The sequence below is a fragment of the Salinicola endophyticus genome (assembly GCF_003206575.1).
GTDB classification, from domain to species: domain Bacteria; phylum Pseudomonadota; class Gammaproteobacteria; order Pseudomonadales; family Halomonadaceae; genus Salinicola; species Salinicola endophyticus.
Map to the genome: position 1 here is coordinate 135,406 of NZ_PZJO01000007.1, position 18,411 is coordinate 153,816.

Sequence of the window (18,411 nt, forward strand, 5' to 3'; positions counted from 1 at the left end):
GGTCACTCCTTCTGCGTCGCACGGCTGGTGGAGAGGCTATCGATCAGCAGGTTGGCGCCGATCGTCAGCGTGCCGATGGCCAGCGCCGGCGCGATGACCGCGACCGCGCCCTGACTCAGGCCGCTGATGTTCTCGCGCACCAGCGACCCGAGATCCGCCGCCGGCGGCTGCACGCCCAGCCCGAGAAAACTCATGCCGCTGAGCAGCAGCACGATGAACACGAAGCGCATTCCCATGTCGGTCAGCACCGACTGGATCATGTTGGGAAAGATCTCGCGGGCGGCGATGTAGAGGCGTCCCTCGCCCCGGGTGTGGGCCACCTGAACGTACTCCATCGTGGCCAGATTGGTGGCCAGGCTGTGGGCGATCCGAAAGGCCCCGGGGGCATAGCTCAACACGGTGGCCGTGATCAGCAGCGGGATCGAGGCACCGAAGGCCGACACCATCACCAGCGCCATCATCTTGCTGGGGATCGAGATCAGGGTGTCGAATACCCGGCGCACGCCCTCCTCCAGCCACCTCGGCAGCAGCACCGAGAGCATGCCGAAGCCGGCACCGATCAGGCTGGCGAGACAGGCGGCGACCAGGGCGAGACCCACGGTGTAGCGGGCACCGGTCAGGATCCGGCTGAGCATGTCGCGGCCCATGTAGTCGGTGCCCAGCGGGTAGGCGGCGCTCATCCCGCCGAAGATCTGGTCGGAGACGAATGCCCCCATGGGATGGGGGGCCAGCAGCGGCCCGAACAGCGCCACCAGAATCCAGAAACCGAACACGCCGAGCCCGATCCAGCGGGTCAGCTGGAGCCGGCGGCGATTGCGACGCAGCGGGGCGCCGACGGGCAAGTGGCTACCGTGGCGCAGCCGCCGAACGGTATTGGCCTTGGGATGCGTCATCGTCTTGAGCGAGTTCATCGGTTACGCAGCCTCGGGTTGGAGAGAATCGCGCAGATATCGGCCAGCATGACCAGCACCAGATAGGTGCCGCAGAACAGCATGGCGCAGGCCTGTACCAGCGAGAGGTCGCGATTGGATACCGCGTCCACCATCAGGCTGGCGATCCCCGGATAGTTGAAGATGGTCTCGACGATGATGACGCCGCCGAGCAGATAGGAGAGGCTCAGCGCGACGGCGTTGGCGATCGGCCCGACCGCATTGGGCAGAGCGTGACGCATGACCCGGCGGATCGGCGGCACGCCCTTGAGCTGCGCCATCTCGACGTAGGGGCTATCGAGCTGATCGATCAGCGCCGCCCTTGTCATCCGGGCCATCTGCGCGATGAGTACACAGCAGAGTGTCAGCACCGGCATGGCGTAGATCTTCATGGCGTCGCCCAGCGAATCGACCGTGGAGACATAGGAGAGTGCGGGCAGCCAGTTGAGCTTGACCGCGAAAATCAGCACCGCCAGCGTGGCCACCAGGAACTCCGGCACCGCGACCATCGACAGAGTCACCAGATTGAGCAGGCGATCGATCAGGCCGCCGCGGCCCATCGCCGCCACCACGCCCATGGTGATGGCGATGGGCACCGAGACGATGGTGGTGATGCCGGCGAGGATGAGCGAGTTGGGCAGACGGTCGTTGATCAGTTGCGCGACTGCCATGCCGTTGCTCGCCGACTGACCGAGGTCGCCGGTGACGAAACCGGAGAGCCAGTGCCAGTAACGCAGGATGGCCGGCTGATTGAGCCCCAGCTGCTCTCTCAGTGCTGCGACCTGCTCGGGCGTGGCGAACTGGCCCAGAATCTGCTGAGCGGTGTCGCCGGGCAGCAGCGAGGTGATGGCGAAGATCACCAGCGAGACCAGGAACAGGGTCAGCAGACTGGCGCCCAGCCGTCCGGCCACGAGTCCAAATAGCGTGTTGCGCATGGGTCGTCTCCGACTCGAGCGCCCCGCTCGCGCCCCACCCGCCCCAGGGCGAGGTCGGCGACGCGCGGGGCTTGCGTTGACGTACGAATCCCGGCTCAGCCCTTCCACCAGACGTATTCGGCGAACATGTAGCCCATGAAGGAGCCCAGCGGCACGGTGCGATCCATGCCGCCGATCCGCGAGTCATAGCCCTCGGTATCGCTGAGGAAGACGGGAATCCCGATCCCGCCCTCGTTGTGGATCAAGGTCTGCATGTCGGCGTACATCTGCTTGCGCTTGGCTTCGTCGGGCTCGCCCCGCGCTGCGATGACCAGTTGGTCGAAGTGCGGGTTCTTCCATCCCGACTCGTTCCACGCGGCGCTCGACAGGAAGAACTGGGAGAGCAGGATATTGGCGGTCGGTCGCGGGTTGATGTTGCCGAAGCCCAGGGGGTGCTTCATCCAGTGATTCGACCAGTAGCCGTCCGCCGGTACCCGGTTGATGTTGAGCTTGAGACCGGCGGCCGCCGCCGACTGCTGGAGCAGCACCGCCATATCCTCGGAGTAGTTGGCCGCGGGGGAGGCGACGATCGGCACGGTGGCACCGGCGACCCCGGCTTTCTGGAGCAGGGAGGCGGCGCGCTCGGGGTCGTACTCCCGCTGGGGCAGACCGTCGAAGTAGTAGGGCGTTCCCGGCGGGATGGGCTGGTCGTTGGCGATCTCGCCGTAGCCACGCAGCGCCACGCGCTTGATCTGCTCGCGGTCGAAGAGATACTTCATCGCCTCGCGGAACGCTGGCCGACTCGTCGGCTGCTGGTCGAAGCGCATGACCAGATCGGTGTAGTTGCCGGAGTTGGTCGCCTTGAGCACGGCGCTCTGGCTCTGCTTGACCCGCTCCGCGGCGTTGCCGCCGAGGTTGTTGATCATCTGGACGTCGCCGGAGAGCAGCGCATTGACCCGGGAGGATTCATCGCTGATGCCGACCAGCTCGATGGCGTCCAGATACGGATACCCAGAGCGCCAGTAGTTCTCGTTACGCACACCGACAGAGCGCACCCCGGGCGAGAACTCCTGACAGCGGAACGCGCCGGTGCCGTTGCCTTTCGAGAAGTCCTGGGTGCCATCGGCCACGATGACCAGATGCGAGACGGCAAGAATCGAGGGCAGTTCGATATTGGGCGAAGAGAGGTTGAACTCGACCCGGCGCTGATCGAGAGCCCGGATGCTGTCGATCTGCTCGACCATCGACAGCACCTTGGAGCCGACCGCGGGGTCCTTGTGGCGCATGATCGAGTAGATCACGTCCTGGGGGGTGAGCGCCTTGCCATCGTGGAAGGTCACCCCCTGGCGCAAAACGAAGACCCAGCGGCTGCCGCTGTCGGTGGTCTCGAAGCTCTCGGCCAGACACGGCTGCGGGCGCAGGTCCGGGTCGAACTGGGTCAGGCCGTTGTAGAACATGAAGGCGCGGCAGTAGTCGATCGCCGTCGCCCCCAGTGCCGGATCGAGAGAATCCTTGGTCGAGGAGGAGTGGGCAGCGACACGGATACGCCCGCCGCGCTGCGGGGTCGCCTCGCCCCCGGCCGCGAAGGCCGGCGACAAGCCGGGCACCCCGCCCATGCCCATGGCCAGCACCCCGGCCGCGCCGAGCAGTTTCATGGCATCGCGGCGGGACAGACCGCGCTGCATGGCCCGGTAGATCTGAAGACTCTCCTGGGGAGACGTCAGCTTGTCGCTATTGTTGTCGTGACGGTTGTCGCGACTGTTGTCATGACGCGTCATAAGCCTTCTCCTAGATCGACTGACATTGTTATGGAACTCGGATACAGCGCTTACTGAAGCAGGGTTTCTCCTCGACCGGGCGCACGGCTCAATGCCACCGGTCCTGCAGCCGATACCAGCCGCCGACGAGGGGTAGAAACCAGGGTTTGCCGAAGTGGCCGGGGATCGCCGGCCAGTGACGCTCCTGCCAGGGGTAGGCGTGCCGCTGGCCCAGCATCGCCTCGGCGAGGCGTTGGCCCATATGGACCGACATCTGGACACCGTGGCCGCTGTAGCCCATGACGTAGTACATCCCGTCGTGGCGACCCGCATGCGGCAGGCGGTCGCGACTCATGTCGACCAGCCCGCCCCAGCAGTAGTCGATATCGATACCGGCCAGTGAAGGAAAGGCGTGACCCAAGCCCCGACGCAGGATCTCTCCGCTCTTGGTGTCCGATTTGCCGCCCGACATCGCGAACCGGGCACGTCCGCCGAACAGCAACCGGTTATCGGGGGTCAGGCGAAAGTAGTGGCCGACGATGCGGCTGGTGACGTAGGCGCGCCGCTGGGGTAACAGCGCCCGGCACTGCGCCTCGCTCAGCGGGGCGGTGACCACGATGAAGCTGCCCACCGGCGCCAGCCGACGGCGAAACCAGCCGAGCGGCCCCTGGCGCGAGGCCCCCGTCGCCAGCAGCACGTTGTCTGCCTGCAGGGTGCCGGCCGGGGTGGTGACCCGGTAGCCCCCCGCCTGGCGGGCGACGCCGCGCATCGGCGTGTGCTCGAACAGCTGCGCACCGTGGGCCACGGCCGCCTCGGCCAGCCCTATCCCGAAGCGCCCCATGTGCATCTGCCCGCCGTTTTTCTGCAGCAGGCCGCCGTGGAAGAGCGGCGAGTCGACCTCATGGCGGATCATGTCCCGGGGAATCAGTTCGACCTCCGGGTCGACGTCACGCGCGATTGCCTCGGCGCTGCGTGCGAGCTTGGCGTAGTGCTCGGGCTTGGCGGCCAGCTTGAGCTTGCCGTGGTGACGGTAGTCGCACTCGATCCGCTCCTCCGCGATCACCTGGCGCACGCTCGCCACCGCCTCGGCGTAGTGGCGGTAGTGGCTCCGCGCCCGCTCGCGACCGAGCTGCTCGACCAGGCTGGCGTAGTCCTGGGCGACACCGGTATTGCACTGGCCACCATTGCGCCCCGACGCCTCGCCGATGACCCGCCCCGCCTCGATCAGCGCGACCCGCGCCCCGCCGCGGGCCAGCGTTCGCGCCGCCGACAGCCCGGTGAATCCGCCACCCACGACGACGACGTCATAACGCCCCTCGGGTGGTGTCTGCCGCGCCCCGCTGAAAGCCGGCGCCGTCGCCAGCCAGTAGGAATCGAACTGCATGGCACCTTCCTCCGTCTCGAGCAGACAAGGGAGCGGTGGCGAGCTCGGCGCTCAGAGCCCGACCAGCGCCGGCAGATCGCGGATATCGGCGATCTGGGTGGCGCCATAGCCGCCGCAGTAGGGCTCGTGCCCCCGCGCCACGAACGCCTTGTTCTCGATCCCCATCAGCGAGGCCGGGATCAAGTCGTAGCGAAAGCTCGACGAGACGTGCAGCAGCTCATCCGGGCGGCAGCCCAGGGTGTCGAGCATGGCTTCGAAGGCGGCCAGGCGAGGCTTGTAGACCTTGAAGGTGTCGGCGGTGAAGACCTCGTGGAACGGGACTTCCAACTTCTGGACGTTGGACATGATCTGCGTGTTGTCGGCGTTGGAGTAGATCACCAGCGGAATCTTGCCGGCGATCTTCGACAGCCCCTCGATCACGTCGGGATGCGGTCCCCAGGTCGGAACCGCTTCGTAGTAGCGCATGCCTTCGTTATCGCGATATTCGATGCCCCAGCGCCGGCAGACCCGCTCGAGTGCGGTACAGATGATCTCGGCATAGGGCTTCCACGGCCCCAGCACCTCGTCGAAGCGATAGGCGCCAAAGTCCTTCACGAAGCCATCCATACGCTCGGCATCGGGAATCCGGTCGGCAAATATCTCGCGGGTCAGACTCCCCATCTGGAAGTTGGTCAAGGTGCCGTAGCAGTCGAAGGTGATGTACTTGGGGCGCATGATCTCGCTCATGGGGCTTCGTCCTGTTCTTGTGGCGTTGTTGTCGCGTTGCGGTGGCATGGGTGGTCGGGGGGTATGGGCCACCGTTCATCTGGACGGCAGGGGTGCCAACCCGAGCACCGGCGCCAATCCGATCGCTTTCATTACAGCACCGGGTCCACGGTGGCTGACGCTGAAAGCGGGCGCCGGACTGGCACAAATCGCCCTTTTTGGGTCCCTCGACAGCACAGACTGCGGCACTGGATTCACATCATCTCGGGCTGTCGGATACGGCTGCCATCGGAAAAACGCGACAGATGGTAGGGCGCCGGATCCACCATCGGCGTGGCACCGGTGGCGATGTCGGCCGCCAGTTGCCCGGCTGCCGGGCCGATACCGAAGCCGTGGCCGCTGCAGCCGGAGGCGACGGTGAAGCCCGGGATCGCGTCGATGGGCGAGATCACCGGCACCAGATCCGGTGTCGTATCGATCATGCCGGCCCAGGCGCGTGCCAGATGCACGTGCTTCAGTGCCGGATACTCGGCGTGCAGCGCGGCAAGCGTGGCCCGGGCCAGGGCCATGTCCGGCATGGGGTCGAGAATGCGCTGGCGTTCGAATGGCGAGACCTGATCGAACTCCCAGCGTCCGGCCGCTTCCGGCCCGCTGAAGAAAGAGCGCCCCAGCCTGATCTGGAGCTTCTTGGCCAGCTTGCTGCGATAGGCGCTGTAGAACCGGGTGGCATAACGCAGCCCCTGGGGGCTGATCTCGACCCGGCCCAGTCCGGGCATGGCCAGCGTATAGCTGCCATCGAGCCGTCGGCGCAGCGCGAGTCTGGGGGTGGTCAGACAGCCGGGGGTCACTTCGGGCGCTGCCGTGGTCTGGATGGCGGTGCCCATGATGTTGGCCGCGGGCAGGTCCACCCCGTGACGCCGGCAGAAGCGCGAGCTCCAGGCCCCCCCGGCGCAGATCACGTTCGAGGTGCGGATCCGTCCGCGCTCGGTCCAGACCCCGCTGACACGACCCGCGGTGAGATCCAGCCCGCGCACCGCACAGTTCTGATGCACATGGGCGCCATGGGCCTGGGCGCCCTGCGCGATCGCCGGGCATGCCATGGCCGGTTCGGCACGCCCGTCGGTGGGCGACCAGACCCCGCCCAGCCAGCGCGAGGTGGTCCCCGGCGCGCGCTCATGCGCCTCCGCGGCGCTCAGCATCTGGCCGATGAAACCCTGTTCACGGGCCTGGCGCCCCCAGACTTCCCATTTATCCAGACTCTCCTGATCGTCGGTGGTATAGACGATACCGCTGCGCCGAAAACCGACGTCACGCCCGACCTCCTGCGAGAACGCCTCCCAACGGCTCAGACTGTGCATCGCCAACGGCAGCTCATACAGGGCGCGGTTCTGTTGACGCACCCAGCCCCAGTTGCGGCTCGACTGCTCGCAGCCGATCAGCCCCTTCTCCAGCAGCGCCACCGAGACGCCCCGGCGGGCCAGCTCATAGGCCGCGCAGGTGCCCAGGATGCCACCACCGATCACCACCACATCCACCTGTTCGGGGAAGTCGGGCGTGTCAAAAACCGGGTCCACATTGACGAACATGATCGAAAGCCTCTTGTTGGTGTGACCGCCGCCAGCCAGGCCGGCGACGTCTCGAATGGGCATGCGCGACGCTAGGGGGTCAGGTCGATCAGCACGCTCTTGTGGTGCAGGTTGGCCTCGAAGGCCGCCCGGCCCAGATCGCGGCCGATCCCGGAACGCTTGTAGCCTCCCGTGGGCAGGATGTAGTCGTGGCTGCGCCCGTAGCGGTTGACCCACACGGTGCCCGCCGACAGCCGTCGAACCGCCCGCAGCGCCCGCCCCAGATCGGCGGTGTGCACCCCCGCCGCGAGCCCGTAGACCTCATGCTCGGCCAGGCCCAGCGCCTCCTCTTCGTCATCGAAAGCCTGGATCGTCAGCACCGGGCCGAAGATCTCTTCCCGCACGGCCGGATTGTCGGAAGTCTCCACCTGCAGGATCGTCGGGCGGTAGAAACAGCCGCCCCTATCCGTCTCGAAACGGGTTCCGCCAGCCAGGAGCTCGGCACCGGCCTCGCGGGCGCGGGAGACGATCGTCTCCACCCGTTCGGCCTGCACGGCGGAAATGAGCGGCGAAAATCGCGTGCCCGAGTGCCAGGTGAGCCCCGGTTCCAGGCTAGCGAAGCGCTGCTGCAGGCGTTCGACGAGCGGCGCCAGCAGCGGCCGCTCGACCAGCAGGCGCGAGCCGGCGACGCAGACCTGACCGGCGTTGCCGGTGATCGCGGCGGCCAGGGTCTGCGCGGTACGGTCGAGATCGGGTACGTCGGCGAACACCAGCTGCGGGCTCTTGCCGCCCAGCTCCAGCGTGACCGGTTTCGGTCCGGTCTCGGCACAGGCGCGCATGATCGTGCGCCCGGTCTCGGTCGAGCCGGTGAACGTCACCTTGGCGACATCGGGATGCCGGCAGAGCGCCTCGCCGGCGACCGGCCCGCTGCCCTGGATCACATTGAACACCCCGGGAGGGATGCCCGCTTCCACCGCCAGCGCGGCCAGCCGGACCGCCGAGAACGGGGTCAGCTCCGAGGGTTTCAGGACCACGGTGTTACCGGCCGCCAGCGCCGGTGCGACCTTCCAGCAGGTCATGCTGAGTGGAAAGTTCCAAGGCGCGATGGCCCCCACCACACCGAGCGGCTCGGCGATCTGCATGCCCAGATGATCGGATGCCGTGGCCGCCACCTCTCCACCGCACTTGTCGGTGAATTCGGCGAAGAAGCGAATGCCTTCGGCGGTATAGGGCACATCCCAGGCGCGGGCCTGGTCGATGGGCCGGGTCGAGCCGAGGGACTCCAGCGCCGCGAGATCATCGATGTCGGCTTCGATCAGATCCGCCCAGCGGCGCATCGCCCTGGCCCGTTCGCGCGGCGGGCGACGCGCCCAGTCGCTATGGGTGAACGCACGCCGCGCGCTGTCGACGGCTTCATCGACGCACCCGGCATCGGCCGCGGGCAGCATCGCGTAGACCTTGCCGTCCGACGGCCGGGATACCGCCAGCGCCCCGGTACCCGGGACGAGGCGACCGTGAATGTAGTGGCCGTCAGGAAGGGAAATGCGATCGGGGTCGAAGCTCGCCATGATGGACCTTGCCGTCAGAGATAGGGGAAACGACATCGCGTCGGGAGACCGCGAAAGCCACCGTCGTCGTCTAGCTACCATCGTATGGCGGAACGCCCAGCACAGGGTGCCGAGAGTCCACCTGCCTGGCGCAGTTGATGCGCCCAACCCCCTCTCTCTCGGTGCATTCTGCCGAATTCCGAGAATCCGCCGCGCCTGCGTGGCCGGCCGCACCCCACGCTGAGTAAAGTACCCGCCACGGAGCCCTCGAATACAGGAGAACGCCGATATGCCCCAAGACGCGGCTACGGCCCCCCAGTTGTCATCCCGCGATGCCACCCTCGGTTATCGCCGTTTCGATACTCAGGACCTCGACGATGCCCTGCTGCTGTCGCGCCGGCTCGGCTGGCCCCACCGCCGCCAGGACTGGGCCCAGATGCTCGAGGTCGGCCAGGGCATTGCCCTGCGCAGTGACAGCGGCGAGCTGGTGGGCACCGGTTTCTGCACCGACCACGGCAACATGGCGACACTCGGCCTGATCATCGTCGACGACGCCTGGCAGGGGCGCGGCCTGGGACGCGAGATCCTGGTTCAACTCATGGCCCTGGCCGGTGAACGACCGCTCGCCCTGGTGGCGACAACGGCAGGGGCACCGCTCTACCGCAAGCTGGGCTTCGAGACCTGCAATCTCGTCTGTCAGTACCAGGGCATCCTCGAGCCGACACCGGCACCGACGCTACCGCACCTGCGCCCGGCAAGGGCTGCGGACCGCGAAGCCCTGCTGGCGCTGGTGCCCGATAACCCCGTTCATGCACTGGCGGTACGCGAAGCCACCCACGGGATGGTGCTGGACGTGGACGGACGTCTCGAGGGGTGCGCGCTATGGCGGGATTTCGGACGCGGCCACCATATCGGACCGGTCCTTGCCGATTCCGACACCGCGGCGCGCGCGCTCATCCAGGCCCTGTTCGCCGAGCATGAAGGCCGTTTCGTGCGACTCGACCTGGTCGATCCGAATCCGGAAGATGACTGGCTCCAGTCGGCGGGGCTGCGCTGTGTCGATCGTATCGAACGGATGCGGCGCGGCACGCTACCGGACACGCCTGGCCCGACTCGCGTCGGACTGACGACACAGACAATGGGGTAACGTCATGCCTCTCTCGCTGGCGGCACAGGTCGAGGCGCTGGCGCCACGGTTGATCGCCTGGCGGCGGGATTTTCACCGTCACCCCGAGCAGGGATGGACCGAGTTCCGCACCGCCAGCCGGGTGGCGGAAAGCCTCGATGCGATCGGCTACCAGGTTGCTGTCGGCGACGCGGTCGTCGACCGTGAGGCGCGCCTGGGCGTGCCCGATGCGGCGACCCTCGCCGATGCCCTGGCACGCGCCCGTGACCAGGGTGGTGTCGCGCGCTGGCTTGCGGCCATGGAGGGCGGGCTGACCGGCGTCGTCGGTACCCTCGACACCGGCCGTCCGGGGCCGACGCTCGCCTACCGCTTCGATCTCGATGCCCTGCCGATCCTCGAAAGCGAGGCCGACACACACAGGCCCGCGCGACTGGGGTTTCGCTCTTGCCACCCGGGGTCGATGCACGCCTGCGCCCACGATGGGCATACCGCCCTCGGGCTCGGTCTGGCACATCTGCTGCCGGCGCTCGCCTCACGCCTCACCGGTCGCATCAAGCTGCTCTTCCAGCCGGCCGAAGAGGGCGTCAGAGGTGCCGGGGCCATGGCCGAGGCCGGTGTGGTCGATGACGTCGATCATTTCATCGCCACCCACCTGGGGCTGGGGCAGCCCGAGGGCACGCTGATCTGCGGTGCGGACGGCTTTCTGGCGACGACCAAACTCGACGTCACCTTCACCGGGCGCGCCGCCCACGCCGGCGGGGAACCCGAAAAGGGGCGCAATGCCCTGCTCGCCGCCGCGCAGGCGGTGCAGGCGCTACATGCGATCGCACCGCATGCCGCTGGCGCCTCGCGGCTCAACGTCGGCCGCCTGGAGGCCGGCAGCGGGCGCAACGTGATCGCCGACACGGCCTTCATGCAGCTGGAGACTCGCGGCAGCACCACGGCGATCAACGACTATGTCGAGGGGCGGGCCCGGGAGGTACTGGCAGGTGCGGCGCGCATGCAGGGCGTCGAGCTGGCCATCGCGCGTCTCGGCGCCGCGGTGGAGTGCGCCTCGAGCCCCGCGCTGGTCGAACGCATCGCGACGGCGCTCGAGGGCCGGGCAGGCATCCGTGAGCTGATCACCCACGACACCACCCCCGCCGGCTCGGAGGACGCGACACTGCTGATGCGTCGCGTCATCGAGCGGGGCGGAGAAGCAGCCTATCTGATCTTCGGCACCCGACTCGCCGCCGGCCACCACCACCCCGAGTTCGATTTCGACGAGGCGACCCTGGCGCCCACGCTGGAGGCGCTGGCGAGCATCGCGCTGGCACTCGCCGGCGAGGCCGCGGATGCCGACGGGCGCGAACTAGCCGAATAGCCCTTTCAAGGTATGCGGCTGGCTGCGCAGATACTGCTTGGGCGCATGCACGCTGGCCCCCAGCTTGGCCGCGGCGTGCCACGGCCAGCGCGGATCGAAGAGCATGCCGCGGGCCAGCGCCACGGCATCGGCCTCGCCGCTGAAGACGATTCCTTCGGCCTGCTCCGGCTCGGTGATCAGACCCACCGCGATCACCGGCATGGCGACCTCCTGCTTCATGCGCCGGGCGAACGGCACCTGATAGCTGGGGCCGACATCGAGCGCCTGGCGCGGATCGAGCCCGCCACCGGAGCAGTCGATGAAGCTGCAGCCGCGGGCATCGAGGGCCTTGGCCAGGGCCACGCTCTGCTCCAGATCCCAGCCGCCCTCGACCCAGTCGCTGCCGGAGATGCGAATCCCCACCGGCTTGTCCGCCGGGAACACCTCACGCACCGCCTCGAAAATCTCGAGCACCAGTCGCATGCGGTTCTCCAGGCTGCCGCCGTAGGCGTCTTCGCGCTGGTTGGAGAGCGGCGACAGGAACTGATGCAGCAGATAGCCGTGGGCCGCGTGCAGTTCGATCAGATCGAAGCCGAGACGCGCCGCGCGGGTCGCTGCGGCGACGAAATCCGCCTTGAGTGCGTCGATATCGTCGAGCGTCATCGCCTGCGGCGGGCGCTGATCGGCCTGATAGGGCACCTCGGAGGGCGCCAGGGTCTGCCATCCTCCCGCTTCCAGGCTCAACTGCTTGCCGCCCTCCCAGGGGGCCTGGCAGGAGGCCTTGCGCCCGGCGTGACTGAGCTGGATGCCGATCGGCATCGGCGAATGGGCGCGTACCGACGCGAGCGTACGCGCCATCGCCCGCTCGTTGGCGTCGGAATAGAGCCCGACGTCGCCCGAGGTGATACGCCCCGCTTCGGCCACCGCCGAGGCCTCGATGATCAGCAGGCCGGCCCCCGAGAGCGCCAGCTGGCCCAGGTGGATGGTGTGCCAATCGGTCATGCTCCCCTCGCCGTCGGCGGAGTATTGGCACATCGGCGAGATCACGATGCGGTTGGAAAGCGTCAGCCCGTCGAGTGCCAGCGAAGAGAAGAGTTGCGGAGATGCCATCGGATTGCGGCTCCTGTCGCGGAATGGAATGGCAAGAAATGTAGCTGGCTAATAATTGCAGCGCAACGTCTCTCCCCCGCCCCACCGCCCTTCAGGTACCGAAGCGGATACGACGATGCATAAAAAAACCCGGCCAAGGGGCCGGGAAAGACTCTGTTGGAGACCAGACCACAGAGATTCAGCGGGCGCATCGCTCAGGCGGCGACGCCCCAGTCGGGGAAGGGATCGGGCAGGCTTTTCCAGTACGCCTTGCCGCGGGCCAGTTCGTCATCGTCGAGCAGGCAGGCTTCCAGGCGGCGGCGGATGCCCGCCACATCGAGCCCCTGGCCGATGAACACCAGCTCCTGGCGCATGTCGCCGAAGGGTTCTTCCCATTTCTCCCGGATCGAGGCGAGATACTCCGGGTCCTGGGGCCAGCGCGACTCGGGCACCGCCCGCCAGAACAGGCCGGCGAAGCCGTGGTGGGCAATGCCGCCGGCCTGGCTCCACTGGCCGGCGAACTCGGGCCGGCTGGCGAGCCAGAAGAAGCCCTTGGAGCGCAGCAGACGGCCGTCGCCCCAGTCGCCGTGCAGCAGTTCGAAGAAGCGCTGCGGGTGGAACGGCCGGCGCGCTTCGAAGCTGAAGCTGCTGATGCCGTACTCCTCGGTCTCGGGGACATGCTCGCCGCGCAGCTCCTTGAGCCAGCCGGGGGCGAGCTGTGCCTTCTCGAAACTGAAGCGGCCAGTGTCGAGCACCCGATCCAGGGCGATCTGGCCGTGGCTGATGGCATGGATCTCGGCGTCCGGATTGAGGGTTCTGAGCACCGCCTCGACCTCGGCAAGCTGGGCGGCATCGATCAGATCGCTCTTGGAGATCAGCAGCACATCGCAGAATTCGATCTGGTCGACCAGCAGGTCGGCGACGTTGCGCTCGTCCTCCTCACCCAGGCTCTCACCGGCCTCGGCCAGGGACTTGGCTTCGTAGTACTGGGTCAGGAAGTTGGCACCATCGACCACGGTGACCAGGGTATCCAGGCGTGCCACCTGGGACAGGCTGCGGCCCTGTTCATCCTCGAAGGTGAAGGTCTCGGCCACCGGCAGCGGCTCGGAGATGCCGGTGGATTCGATCACCAGGTAGTCGAAACGGCCCTCCTCGGCGAGGCGATTCACCTCGATCAGCAGGTCTTCGCGCAGGGTGCAGCAGATGCAGCCGTTGCTCATCTCGACCAGCTTCTCTTCGGCACGGTTGAGATCGACTTCGCGCTCGACCAGGGCGGCATCGATATTGATCTCGCTCATATCGTTGACGATCACCGCGATACGCCGGCCGTCACGGTTGTTGAGCAGGTGGTTGAGCAGCGTGGTCTTGCCGGCGCCGAGAAAGCCGGACAGCACGGTGACAGGAAGCGGCTGCGTCATGGGACGCGAGCCAGCCGGTGTCGTTTCACTCATGATCGTTTCCTCACTGCATCGGTCGTTGCCAGGGCGCGGCTGGGGCCGCGTACTTCAGGCCAGCTCGCCTCTCGCGCTGCAGCTTTTGGGGTCAGGCGCTGCGGCGCTTGGCATAGTGGTGTTCGCGCTGCTCCTGGCGCTCCTTGGCCTCCAGGCAGAGCGTGGCGGTGGGCCGCAGCAGCAGCCGCTTTAGCCCGATCGGCTGGCCGGTCTCGTCGCAGAAGCCGTAGTCGCCGGACTCGATGCGCTGAAGCGCCGCCGCGATCTTGCGCAGCAACCGAGTCTCGCGGTCGGCCTGACGCAGCAGCAGACTCAGCGTCTCTTCATTGGCGGCAAGATCGGCATCGTCACCATCGCCACGGCTGTCGACGATGATCGCGCGGGTCTCCGCCAGGGCCGCGGCCAGCGTTTCGCGCTCGCGTTCCAGCCGACGCTGGAAGAACGCCAGCTGGGCCTCGTTCATGTAGTCCGCCGCCGGCATCGCCAGCAGCTGCGTTTCGTCTGTCATCGGTGATCGCGCCATGGCCACCTCCAGGCTCGAATGCGGCCCGGCATCGGTCCGCGCAACGCCATTTATGTTATAACATAACAATAAAGCAGCCAAGCACAAACCCCATTTCTGATCACCGCAGCGGATAGCGGCGCGGCAGATCGCACAATCGAAAAAGGGGCGTCAAAGACGCCCCTCGGATATTCCCCACCGCCCTTACGCCATCGTGGCTATCGCAGCGATGGTGGTTGTACGGCTATCCCCGTTGCCCGCACTCAGTCGGCATGGGGCCGCAGCCGTTTGAGCCAGCGCTGCTTGGCGTACTTGCGCAGGTTATGCACGTTATCGGTCTCGTCGACGATGTCCTGGCCCAGGATCGTCTCGATCACGTCTTCCATGGTGATCAGCCCGACCCAGCTACCGTGATCGTCGTAAACCACGCGCAGGTGGTTGTGATCCTTGAGCATGGCGGCGAAGACATGCTCGACGCTGTCGTTCTCGTCGACCATCGCCACCGGGTGCATCAGCGCCTTGAGCCGCTGTTCGTCCTCGGCGTGATAGGTATCGGCCTTGTGCACGTAGCCCAGCGCCTGCTCGGCACCATCCATCACCGGAAAGCGGGTGAACTGGGTCTTGCCGTAGTCATGGTCGAACTCCGCCACGCTCATGTCCGGTGCCACCGTCATGCACACGGTACGCGGGGTCATCACCCGCTTCAGCGGAATCTCGTGGAGGTTGAGAATATTGGTGATGGTGCGCGCCTCGTCGGCGTCCAGCGCCTTGCCCTCGAGGCCGATCCTGGCCAGCGCCTTGATCTCTCCGCGCATGTCGACATCGCCCTCGTTCTTGGCAATGCGGTTGGTGATCATCTCCGAGAGCCAGATGAACGGCAGCAGCAGCCACACCATGAACTTGAGTATCCGCGGCAGCATCGGTGCCAGCGTCCGCCAGTAGGTGGCGCCGATGGTCTTGGGGATGATCTCGGAGAAGACCAGGATCCCCAGGGTCATCAACGCCGAGGCGATCGCCACATGAGCATCGCCGAACACCACCGCCACCTGGGCGCCGACGCCGGTCGCCCCGACGGTGTGGGCAATGGTATTGAGGGTCAGGATCGCCGCCAAAGGGCGGTCGATGTTGGACTTGAGCGCATTGAGCGAGTCGTGCAGCTTGGGGCGCGTCTCCTGGAGCTGCGCGATGTAGCTGGGCGTCAGCGAGAGCAGCGCGGCTTCGAGAATCGAGCAGAGAAACGAGAAGCCGATGGAGAGAACGACGAAAGCCGTCAGCAGAAGCATGGGGGTTCGCTATGTGACCAGTGAGCGCTCTTTATCGGGACTTGGCCAGGCCGTGTCAAGGCGACGGGGAGTCGCCGCCGCCGAGCGCACGGCGGCGGCGCACGGTCACGCTCAGTGGCCGAATTTCTCGTTCTCGCCCATGTCTGGCTTATGGTCCTTCTTCACGTTGGCCTTGGCGATCTCGTAGAGCTGGAAGGCCTTGCTCTCGCGCGCCTGCCAGTGCTCGCCGAAGTCGATATCGATCTCCAGCATGGCGATGTCATCGTCCTCGCGACCACCCTCGAACCAGGCCGCCACGAACGGGTTCCAGTACTTGTCGATCAGCTCGGCATCGTCGCGCAGGCGCGCCTTGCCCGACATCGACACGTAGACCCCGTGCTTCTGATCGGAAAAGGTGATGCAGACGTCACGATCGCTCTGCGCTTCGAACGCCTTTTCGGCGCTGCGCCGGGTATAGAACCAGAGCGTGCCGTCGTAGGCATCCTGGACCAGATGCATGGGCCGGGCGCGGGGTACGCCGTCGTCGAGGGTCACCAGCATGCCGACCTTGATATCGTCGATCAGTTGCCAGATCTTCTGCTTGTGTTCGGGGCTGGACATCCTTGCCTCCTGTCACCGTGGGGGTCCGCAGGCGGACCGGACAACGCGCCATCCGGGCGCGGCCGCCGAAGACTCGGCGGCTCCTTGAGCCTAGTTGCGACAGGTCGGCTAAGCAAAGTCCGTCGCACCGTCGGGCTGGGTCCCACCGCGACGGGGGTTATACTCAAGTCATTGCGCCCGCCGCGTTGGATACCGCGCGGCGCTGATCTACCGTTCTACCGCGCCCGATGCCGCGCGGGATTCGTCGACCGCGCCCGATGCCGCGCGGCGCTTTTCGACCACGCCCGGCACCGCGTGGCGTTCATGACCTCGGGAGTCCACCTACGCCATGACCGATCCGCAGCGCCCTACCGCTCCGCTGTCTCTCGCCCCACGCCCCTTCGCGCTCGACCATGCCGAGCTGGGCCGGGCCCTGGCGGCCACGGCCAATCTGCTGATCATCCAGGACCTCGATGGTGTCTGCATGGCGCTGGTCGACGATCCCCTGACGCGGCAACTGCCGCGGCGCTACCTGGATGCCGCCGGCGAGCTGGCGGGGCACTTCTTCGTGCTCACCAACGGCGAGCATGTCGGCGCGCGGGGCGTCAACGCGCTGGTGGAAGCGCACTTTTCAGACCCCGCCGAAGCGCGCCGGAGCGGCCGCTACCTGCCTGGGCTGGCCGCCGGCGGGGTGCAGTGGCAGGACCGTTTCGGCCGCGTTTCCCACCCCGGTGTCAGCGCCGCGGAGCTCGACTTCCTGGCGCGCTTTCCGGCCGAGGCCGAGACCTTTCTCGATGACTGCCTGGCTCGCCCGCCCTTCGCCCTGGACGCCGAGACGCGGGCGCCCCTGATCGCCAGTGCCGTGCTCGATAACCTCGCCTCGCCGACGCTCAACCTCAATGTCTTCCGGCGCCACTGGCAGGCATCGCCCGAGCACTACTGGCAGCTGCAGGAGGCGGTCGTCGCGTTCATGCAGGCGCGTCTGGCGGCGGCCGAGGCGGCGGGGCTCGAGGACGCCTTCTTCATCCACTACGCGCCCAACGCCGGGCGCGACGACACCGGCCAGGAGCGCCCACGCCTCGGTACCGCGGAGGGCACGACCGACTTCCAGCTGATGCTGCGCGGGGCGGTCAAGGAGAGCGGCGTGCTGGCGATCCTCAATCGCTATTACCAGGCACGTACCGGGGTGGCACCGCTGGGGGAGACGTTCGACGCGCGCCAGGCCCCGCGCGACCCGCAGGCGCTGCTGGCGCTGGCCCGCGAACACTTCGATCCGGCGCTGATGCCGACGATCGTCGGGGTCGGCGACACGCTCACCTCGGTCACCGCCGCGGAGAGCGGCGACACCCCGCTGCGCGGCGGCAGCGACCGCGGTTTCCTGACCCTGGTGCAGCAGTTGGGGGATGCCTTCGAGCGCCCCAACCGGGTGCTGTTCGTCGACAGCAGTGGCGGCGAGGTGGCGCGTGCCCGGGTCGACGCCGAGCGGTTGGCGCGCCACGCCAACGATCCCGACGTCTCGCCGTGGCCGGCGCTGGCCGGCATCAGCGACCCCGATGACCCGCTACGCCTCGACGTGATCTTTCCTGGCGGTCACACCGAGTACGTCGACTTCTTCTGCGAGCTGGCCCGGCAGCGCCGGGCCAGGGTCTAGCGTCCCGGATTCATCGCCCCAGCGCCGGACGCTTGTGAGACCCCGTGTCGTCCAGGGTGAACACGCCCACCGTCTCGGCCAGGCGCTGCGACTCCTGCTGCAGCGCGGCCGCAGCGGTGGCAGTCTGCTGTACCATGCTGGCGTTCTGCTGGGTCACGCTGTCGAGTTCGGCCACCGCCAGGTTGACCTGACCGATGCCCTGGCTCTGCTCGCCGGTGGCTGCGGTGATCTCGCCGAGTACGCCGTTGACCCGCGCGATGCTGGCGACGATCTCGTCCATCGCCGCACCGGCATCACGCACCCGCTGCGCCCCGGTCTGGGTACGGTCGGCAGAGGCGTCGATCAGCGTCTTGATCTGGCGTGCGGCATCGGCGCTGCGACTGGCGAGGTTGCGTACCTCCTGGGCCACCACCGCGAAGCCGCGACCATTCTCACCGGCACGCGCGGCCTCGACCGAGGCGTTGAGCGCCAGCAGATTGGTCTGGAAGGCGATGCTGTCCATGGTACTGACGATCTCGGCGATCTGACGCGACGAGTCCTCGATCTCGTCCATGGTCCGGACCACGCTGGCCACCACCTCTCCGCCG

At 67.2% G+C, this 18,411-nt stretch carries 16 protein-coding genes; 3 read left to right on the forward strand and 13 right to left on the reverse strand.

Features of this window, described 5'->3' with window-relative positions; genetic code table 11:
• Positions 1–2: 2 nt before the first annotated feature.
• The 7 genes from DOM66_RS15565 to DOM66_RS15595 form a co-directional block, all read right to left on the reverse strand.
• A complete protein-coding gene (locus DOM66_RS15565; RefSeq protein ID WP_110676097.1) occupies positions 3–911 on the reverse strand; it encodes an ABC transporter permease in 909 nt (302 codons plus the stop codon).
• Entirely contained in the window at positions 908–1,864 is a 957-nt protein-coding gene (locus DOM66_RS15570) for an ABC transporter permease (RefSeq protein WP_110690805.1), read from the reverse strand. Before DOM66_RS15570 ends, DOM66_RS15565 begins: the two co-directional genes overlap by 4 nt.
• Before the next feature lie 95 nt (positions 1,865–1,959).
• Complete coding sequence (locus tag DOM66_RS15575) at positions 1,960–3,621, reverse strand: ABC transporter substrate-binding protein (RefSeq protein ID WP_110690806.1); 1,662 nt, start codon at positions 3,619–3,621, stop codon at positions 1,960–1,962.
• A gap of 88 nt (positions 3,622–3,709) precedes the next feature.
• Complete coding sequence (locus DOM66_RS15580) at positions 3,710–4,984, reverse strand: NAD(P)/FAD-dependent oxidoreductase (protein WP_110676102.1); 1,275 nt, start codon at positions 4,982–4,984, stop codon at positions 3,710–3,712.
• A 51-nt stretch (positions 4,985–5,035) separates the two neighbouring features.
• Positions 5,036–5,710: a haloacid dehalogenase type II gene (locus DOM66_RS15585; protein ID WP_110676104.1), complete on the reverse strand. Its 675-nt coding sequence runs from the start codon at positions 5,708–5,710 to the stop codon at positions 5,036–5,038.
• Between the two features lie 233 nt (positions 5,711–5,943).
• The gene (locus DOM66_RS15590) at positions 5,944–7,275 is read right to left on the reverse strand and encodes an NAD(P)/FAD-dependent oxidoreductase (RefSeq protein ID WP_110690815.1); all 1,332 of its coding nucleotides are present in this window, start codon (positions 7,273–7,275) and stop codon (positions 5,944–5,946) included.
• A gap of 71 nt (positions 7,276–7,346) precedes the next feature.
• A complete protein-coding gene (locus DOM66_RS15595; protein ID WP_110690807.1) occupies positions 7,347–8,822 on the reverse strand; it encodes an aldehyde dehydrogenase family protein in 1,476 nt (491 codons plus the stop codon).
• A 268-nt stretch (positions 8,823–9,090) separates the two neighbouring features.
• On the opposite strand from DOM66_RS15595, the gene DOM66_RS15600 reads away from it, so the two are divergent.
• The gene (locus tag DOM66_RS15600) at positions 9,091–9,948 is read left to right on the forward strand and encodes a GNAT family N-acetyltransferase (RefSeq protein WP_110676108.1); all 858 of its coding nucleotides are present in this window, start codon (positions 9,091–9,093) and stop codon (positions 9,946–9,948) included.
• A gap of 4 nt (positions 9,949–9,952) precedes the next feature.
• Positions 9,953–11,290, forward strand: a complete 1,338-nt coding sequence (locus DOM66_RS15605; protein ID WP_110690808.1) for an amidohydrolase — start codon at positions 9,953–9,955, stop codon at positions 11,288–11,290.
• Here the strand turns inward: DOM66_RS15605 and DOM66_RS15610 are convergent.
• The 5 genes from DOM66_RS15610 to DOM66_RS15630 all read right to left on the reverse strand — a co-directional run bounded on the left by DOM66_RS15610 (position 11,279) and on the right by DOM66_RS15630 (position 16,194).
• Complete coding sequence (locus DOM66_RS15610; protein ID WP_110690809.1) at positions 11,279–12,379, reverse strand: NADH:flavin oxidoreductase/NADH oxidase; 1,101 nt, start codon at positions 12,377–12,379, stop codon at positions 11,279–11,281. The two genes, DOM66_RS15605 and DOM66_RS15610, sit on opposite strands and share 12 nt — an antisense overlap.
• Positions 12,380–12,573: 194 nt before the next feature.
• Positions 12,574–13,809, reverse strand: a complete 1,236-nt coding sequence (gene zigA, locus DOM66_RS15615) for a zinc metallochaperone GTPase ZigA (protein WP_280951064.1) — start codon at positions 13,807–13,809, stop codon at positions 12,574–12,576.
• Positions 13,810–13,900: 91 nt separating this feature from the next.
• Positions 13,901–14,317, reverse strand: coding sequence for an RNA polymerase-binding protein DksA (gene dksA / locus DOM66_RS15620; RefSeq protein ID WP_110676136.1), 417 nt, complete (start codon positions 14,315–14,317; stop codon positions 13,901–13,903).
• Positions 14,318–14,574: 257 nt separating this feature from the next.
• The gene (locus DOM66_RS15625; RefSeq protein ID WP_110676115.1) at positions 14,575–15,594 is read right to left on the reverse strand and encodes a CNNM domain-containing protein; all 1,020 of its coding nucleotides are present in this window, start codon (positions 15,592–15,594) and stop codon (positions 14,575–14,577) included.
• 111 nt (positions 15,595–15,705) lie between these two features.
• A complete protein-coding gene (locus tag DOM66_RS15630) occupies positions 15,706–16,194 on the reverse strand; it encodes a pyridoxamine 5'-phosphate oxidase family protein (RefSeq protein ID WP_106419212.1) in 489 nt (162 codons plus the stop codon).
• A 328-nt stretch (positions 16,195–16,522) separates the two neighbouring features.
• Between DOM66_RS15630 and stpA the strand changes: the two genes are divergently transcribed.
• Positions 16,523–17,824, forward strand: a complete 1,302-nt coding sequence (stpA, locus tag DOM66_RS15635; protein WP_223162017.1) for a glucosylglycerol 3-phosphatase — start codon at positions 16,523–16,525, stop codon at positions 17,822–17,824.
• A gap of 10 nt (positions 17,825–17,834) precedes the next feature.
• Here stpA and DOM66_RS15640 read toward each other — a convergent pair.
• A partial coding sequence (locus tag DOM66_RS15640) for a methyl-accepting chemotaxis protein (RefSeq protein ID WP_245392459.1) occupies positions 17,835–18,411 on the reverse strand: 577 nt, incomplete at its 5' end.

Bases quoted from the DNA above. Each gene is read 5' to 3' on its own strand.
- DOM66_RS15565 (WP_110676097.1), bottom strand. From the start codon at position 911: ATGAACTCGCTCAAGACGATGACGCATCCCAAGGCCAATACCGTTCGG.
- DOM66_RS15610 (WP_110690809.1), bottom strand. From the start codon at position 12,379: ATGGCATCTCCGCAACTCTTCTCTTCGCTGGCACTCGACGGGCTGACG.
- dksA (WP_110676136.1), bottom strand. From the start codon at position 14,317: ATGACAGACGAAACGCAGCTGCTGGCGATGCCGGCGGCGGACTACATG.
- DOM66_RS15605 (WP_110690808.1), top strand. From the start codon at position 9,953: ATGCCTCTCTCGCTGGCGGCACAGGTCGAGGCGCTGGCGCCACGGTTG.
- stpA (WP_223162017.1), top strand. From the start codon at position 16,523: ATGACCGATCCGCAGCGCCCTACCGCTCCGCTGTCTCTCGCCCCACGC.
- DOM66_RS15570 (WP_110690805.1), bottom strand. From the start codon at position 1,864: ATGCGCAACACGCTATTTGGACTCGTGGCCGGACGGCTGGGCGCCAGT.
- DOM66_RS15630 (WP_106419212.1), bottom strand. From the start codon at position 16,194: ATGTCCAGCCCCGAACACAAGCAGAAGATCTGGCAACTGATCGACGAT.
- DOM66_RS15575 (WP_110690806.1), bottom strand. From the start codon at position 3,621: ATGACGCGTCATGACAACAGTCGCGACAACCGTCACGACAACAATAGC.
- DOM66_RS15590 (WP_110690815.1), bottom strand. From the start codon at position 7,275: ATGTTCGTCAATGTGGACCCGGTTTTTGACACGCCCGACTTCCCCGAA.
- DOM66_RS15580 (WP_110676102.1), bottom strand. From the start codon at position 4,984: ATGCAGTTCGATTCCTACTGGCTGGCGACGGCGCCGGCTTTCAGCGGG.
- DOM66_RS15595 (WP_110690807.1), bottom strand. From the start codon at position 8,822: ATGGCGAGCTTCGACCCCGATCGCATTTCCCTTCCTGACGGCCACTAC.
- zigA (WP_280951064.1), bottom strand. From the start codon at position 13,809: ATGAGTGAAACGACACCGGCTGGCTCGCGTCCCATGACGCAGCCGCTT.
- DOM66_RS15600 (WP_110676108.1), top strand. From the start codon at position 9,091: ATGCCCCAAGACGCGGCTACGGCCCCCCAGTTGTCATCCCGCGATGCC.
- DOM66_RS15625 (WP_110676115.1), bottom strand. From the start codon at position 15,594: ATGCTTCTGCTGACGGCTTTCGTCGTTCTCTCCATCGGCTTCTCGTTT.
- DOM66_RS15585 (WP_110676104.1), bottom strand. From the start codon at position 5,710: ATGAGCGAGATCATGCGCCCCAAGTACATCACCTTCGACTGCTACGGC.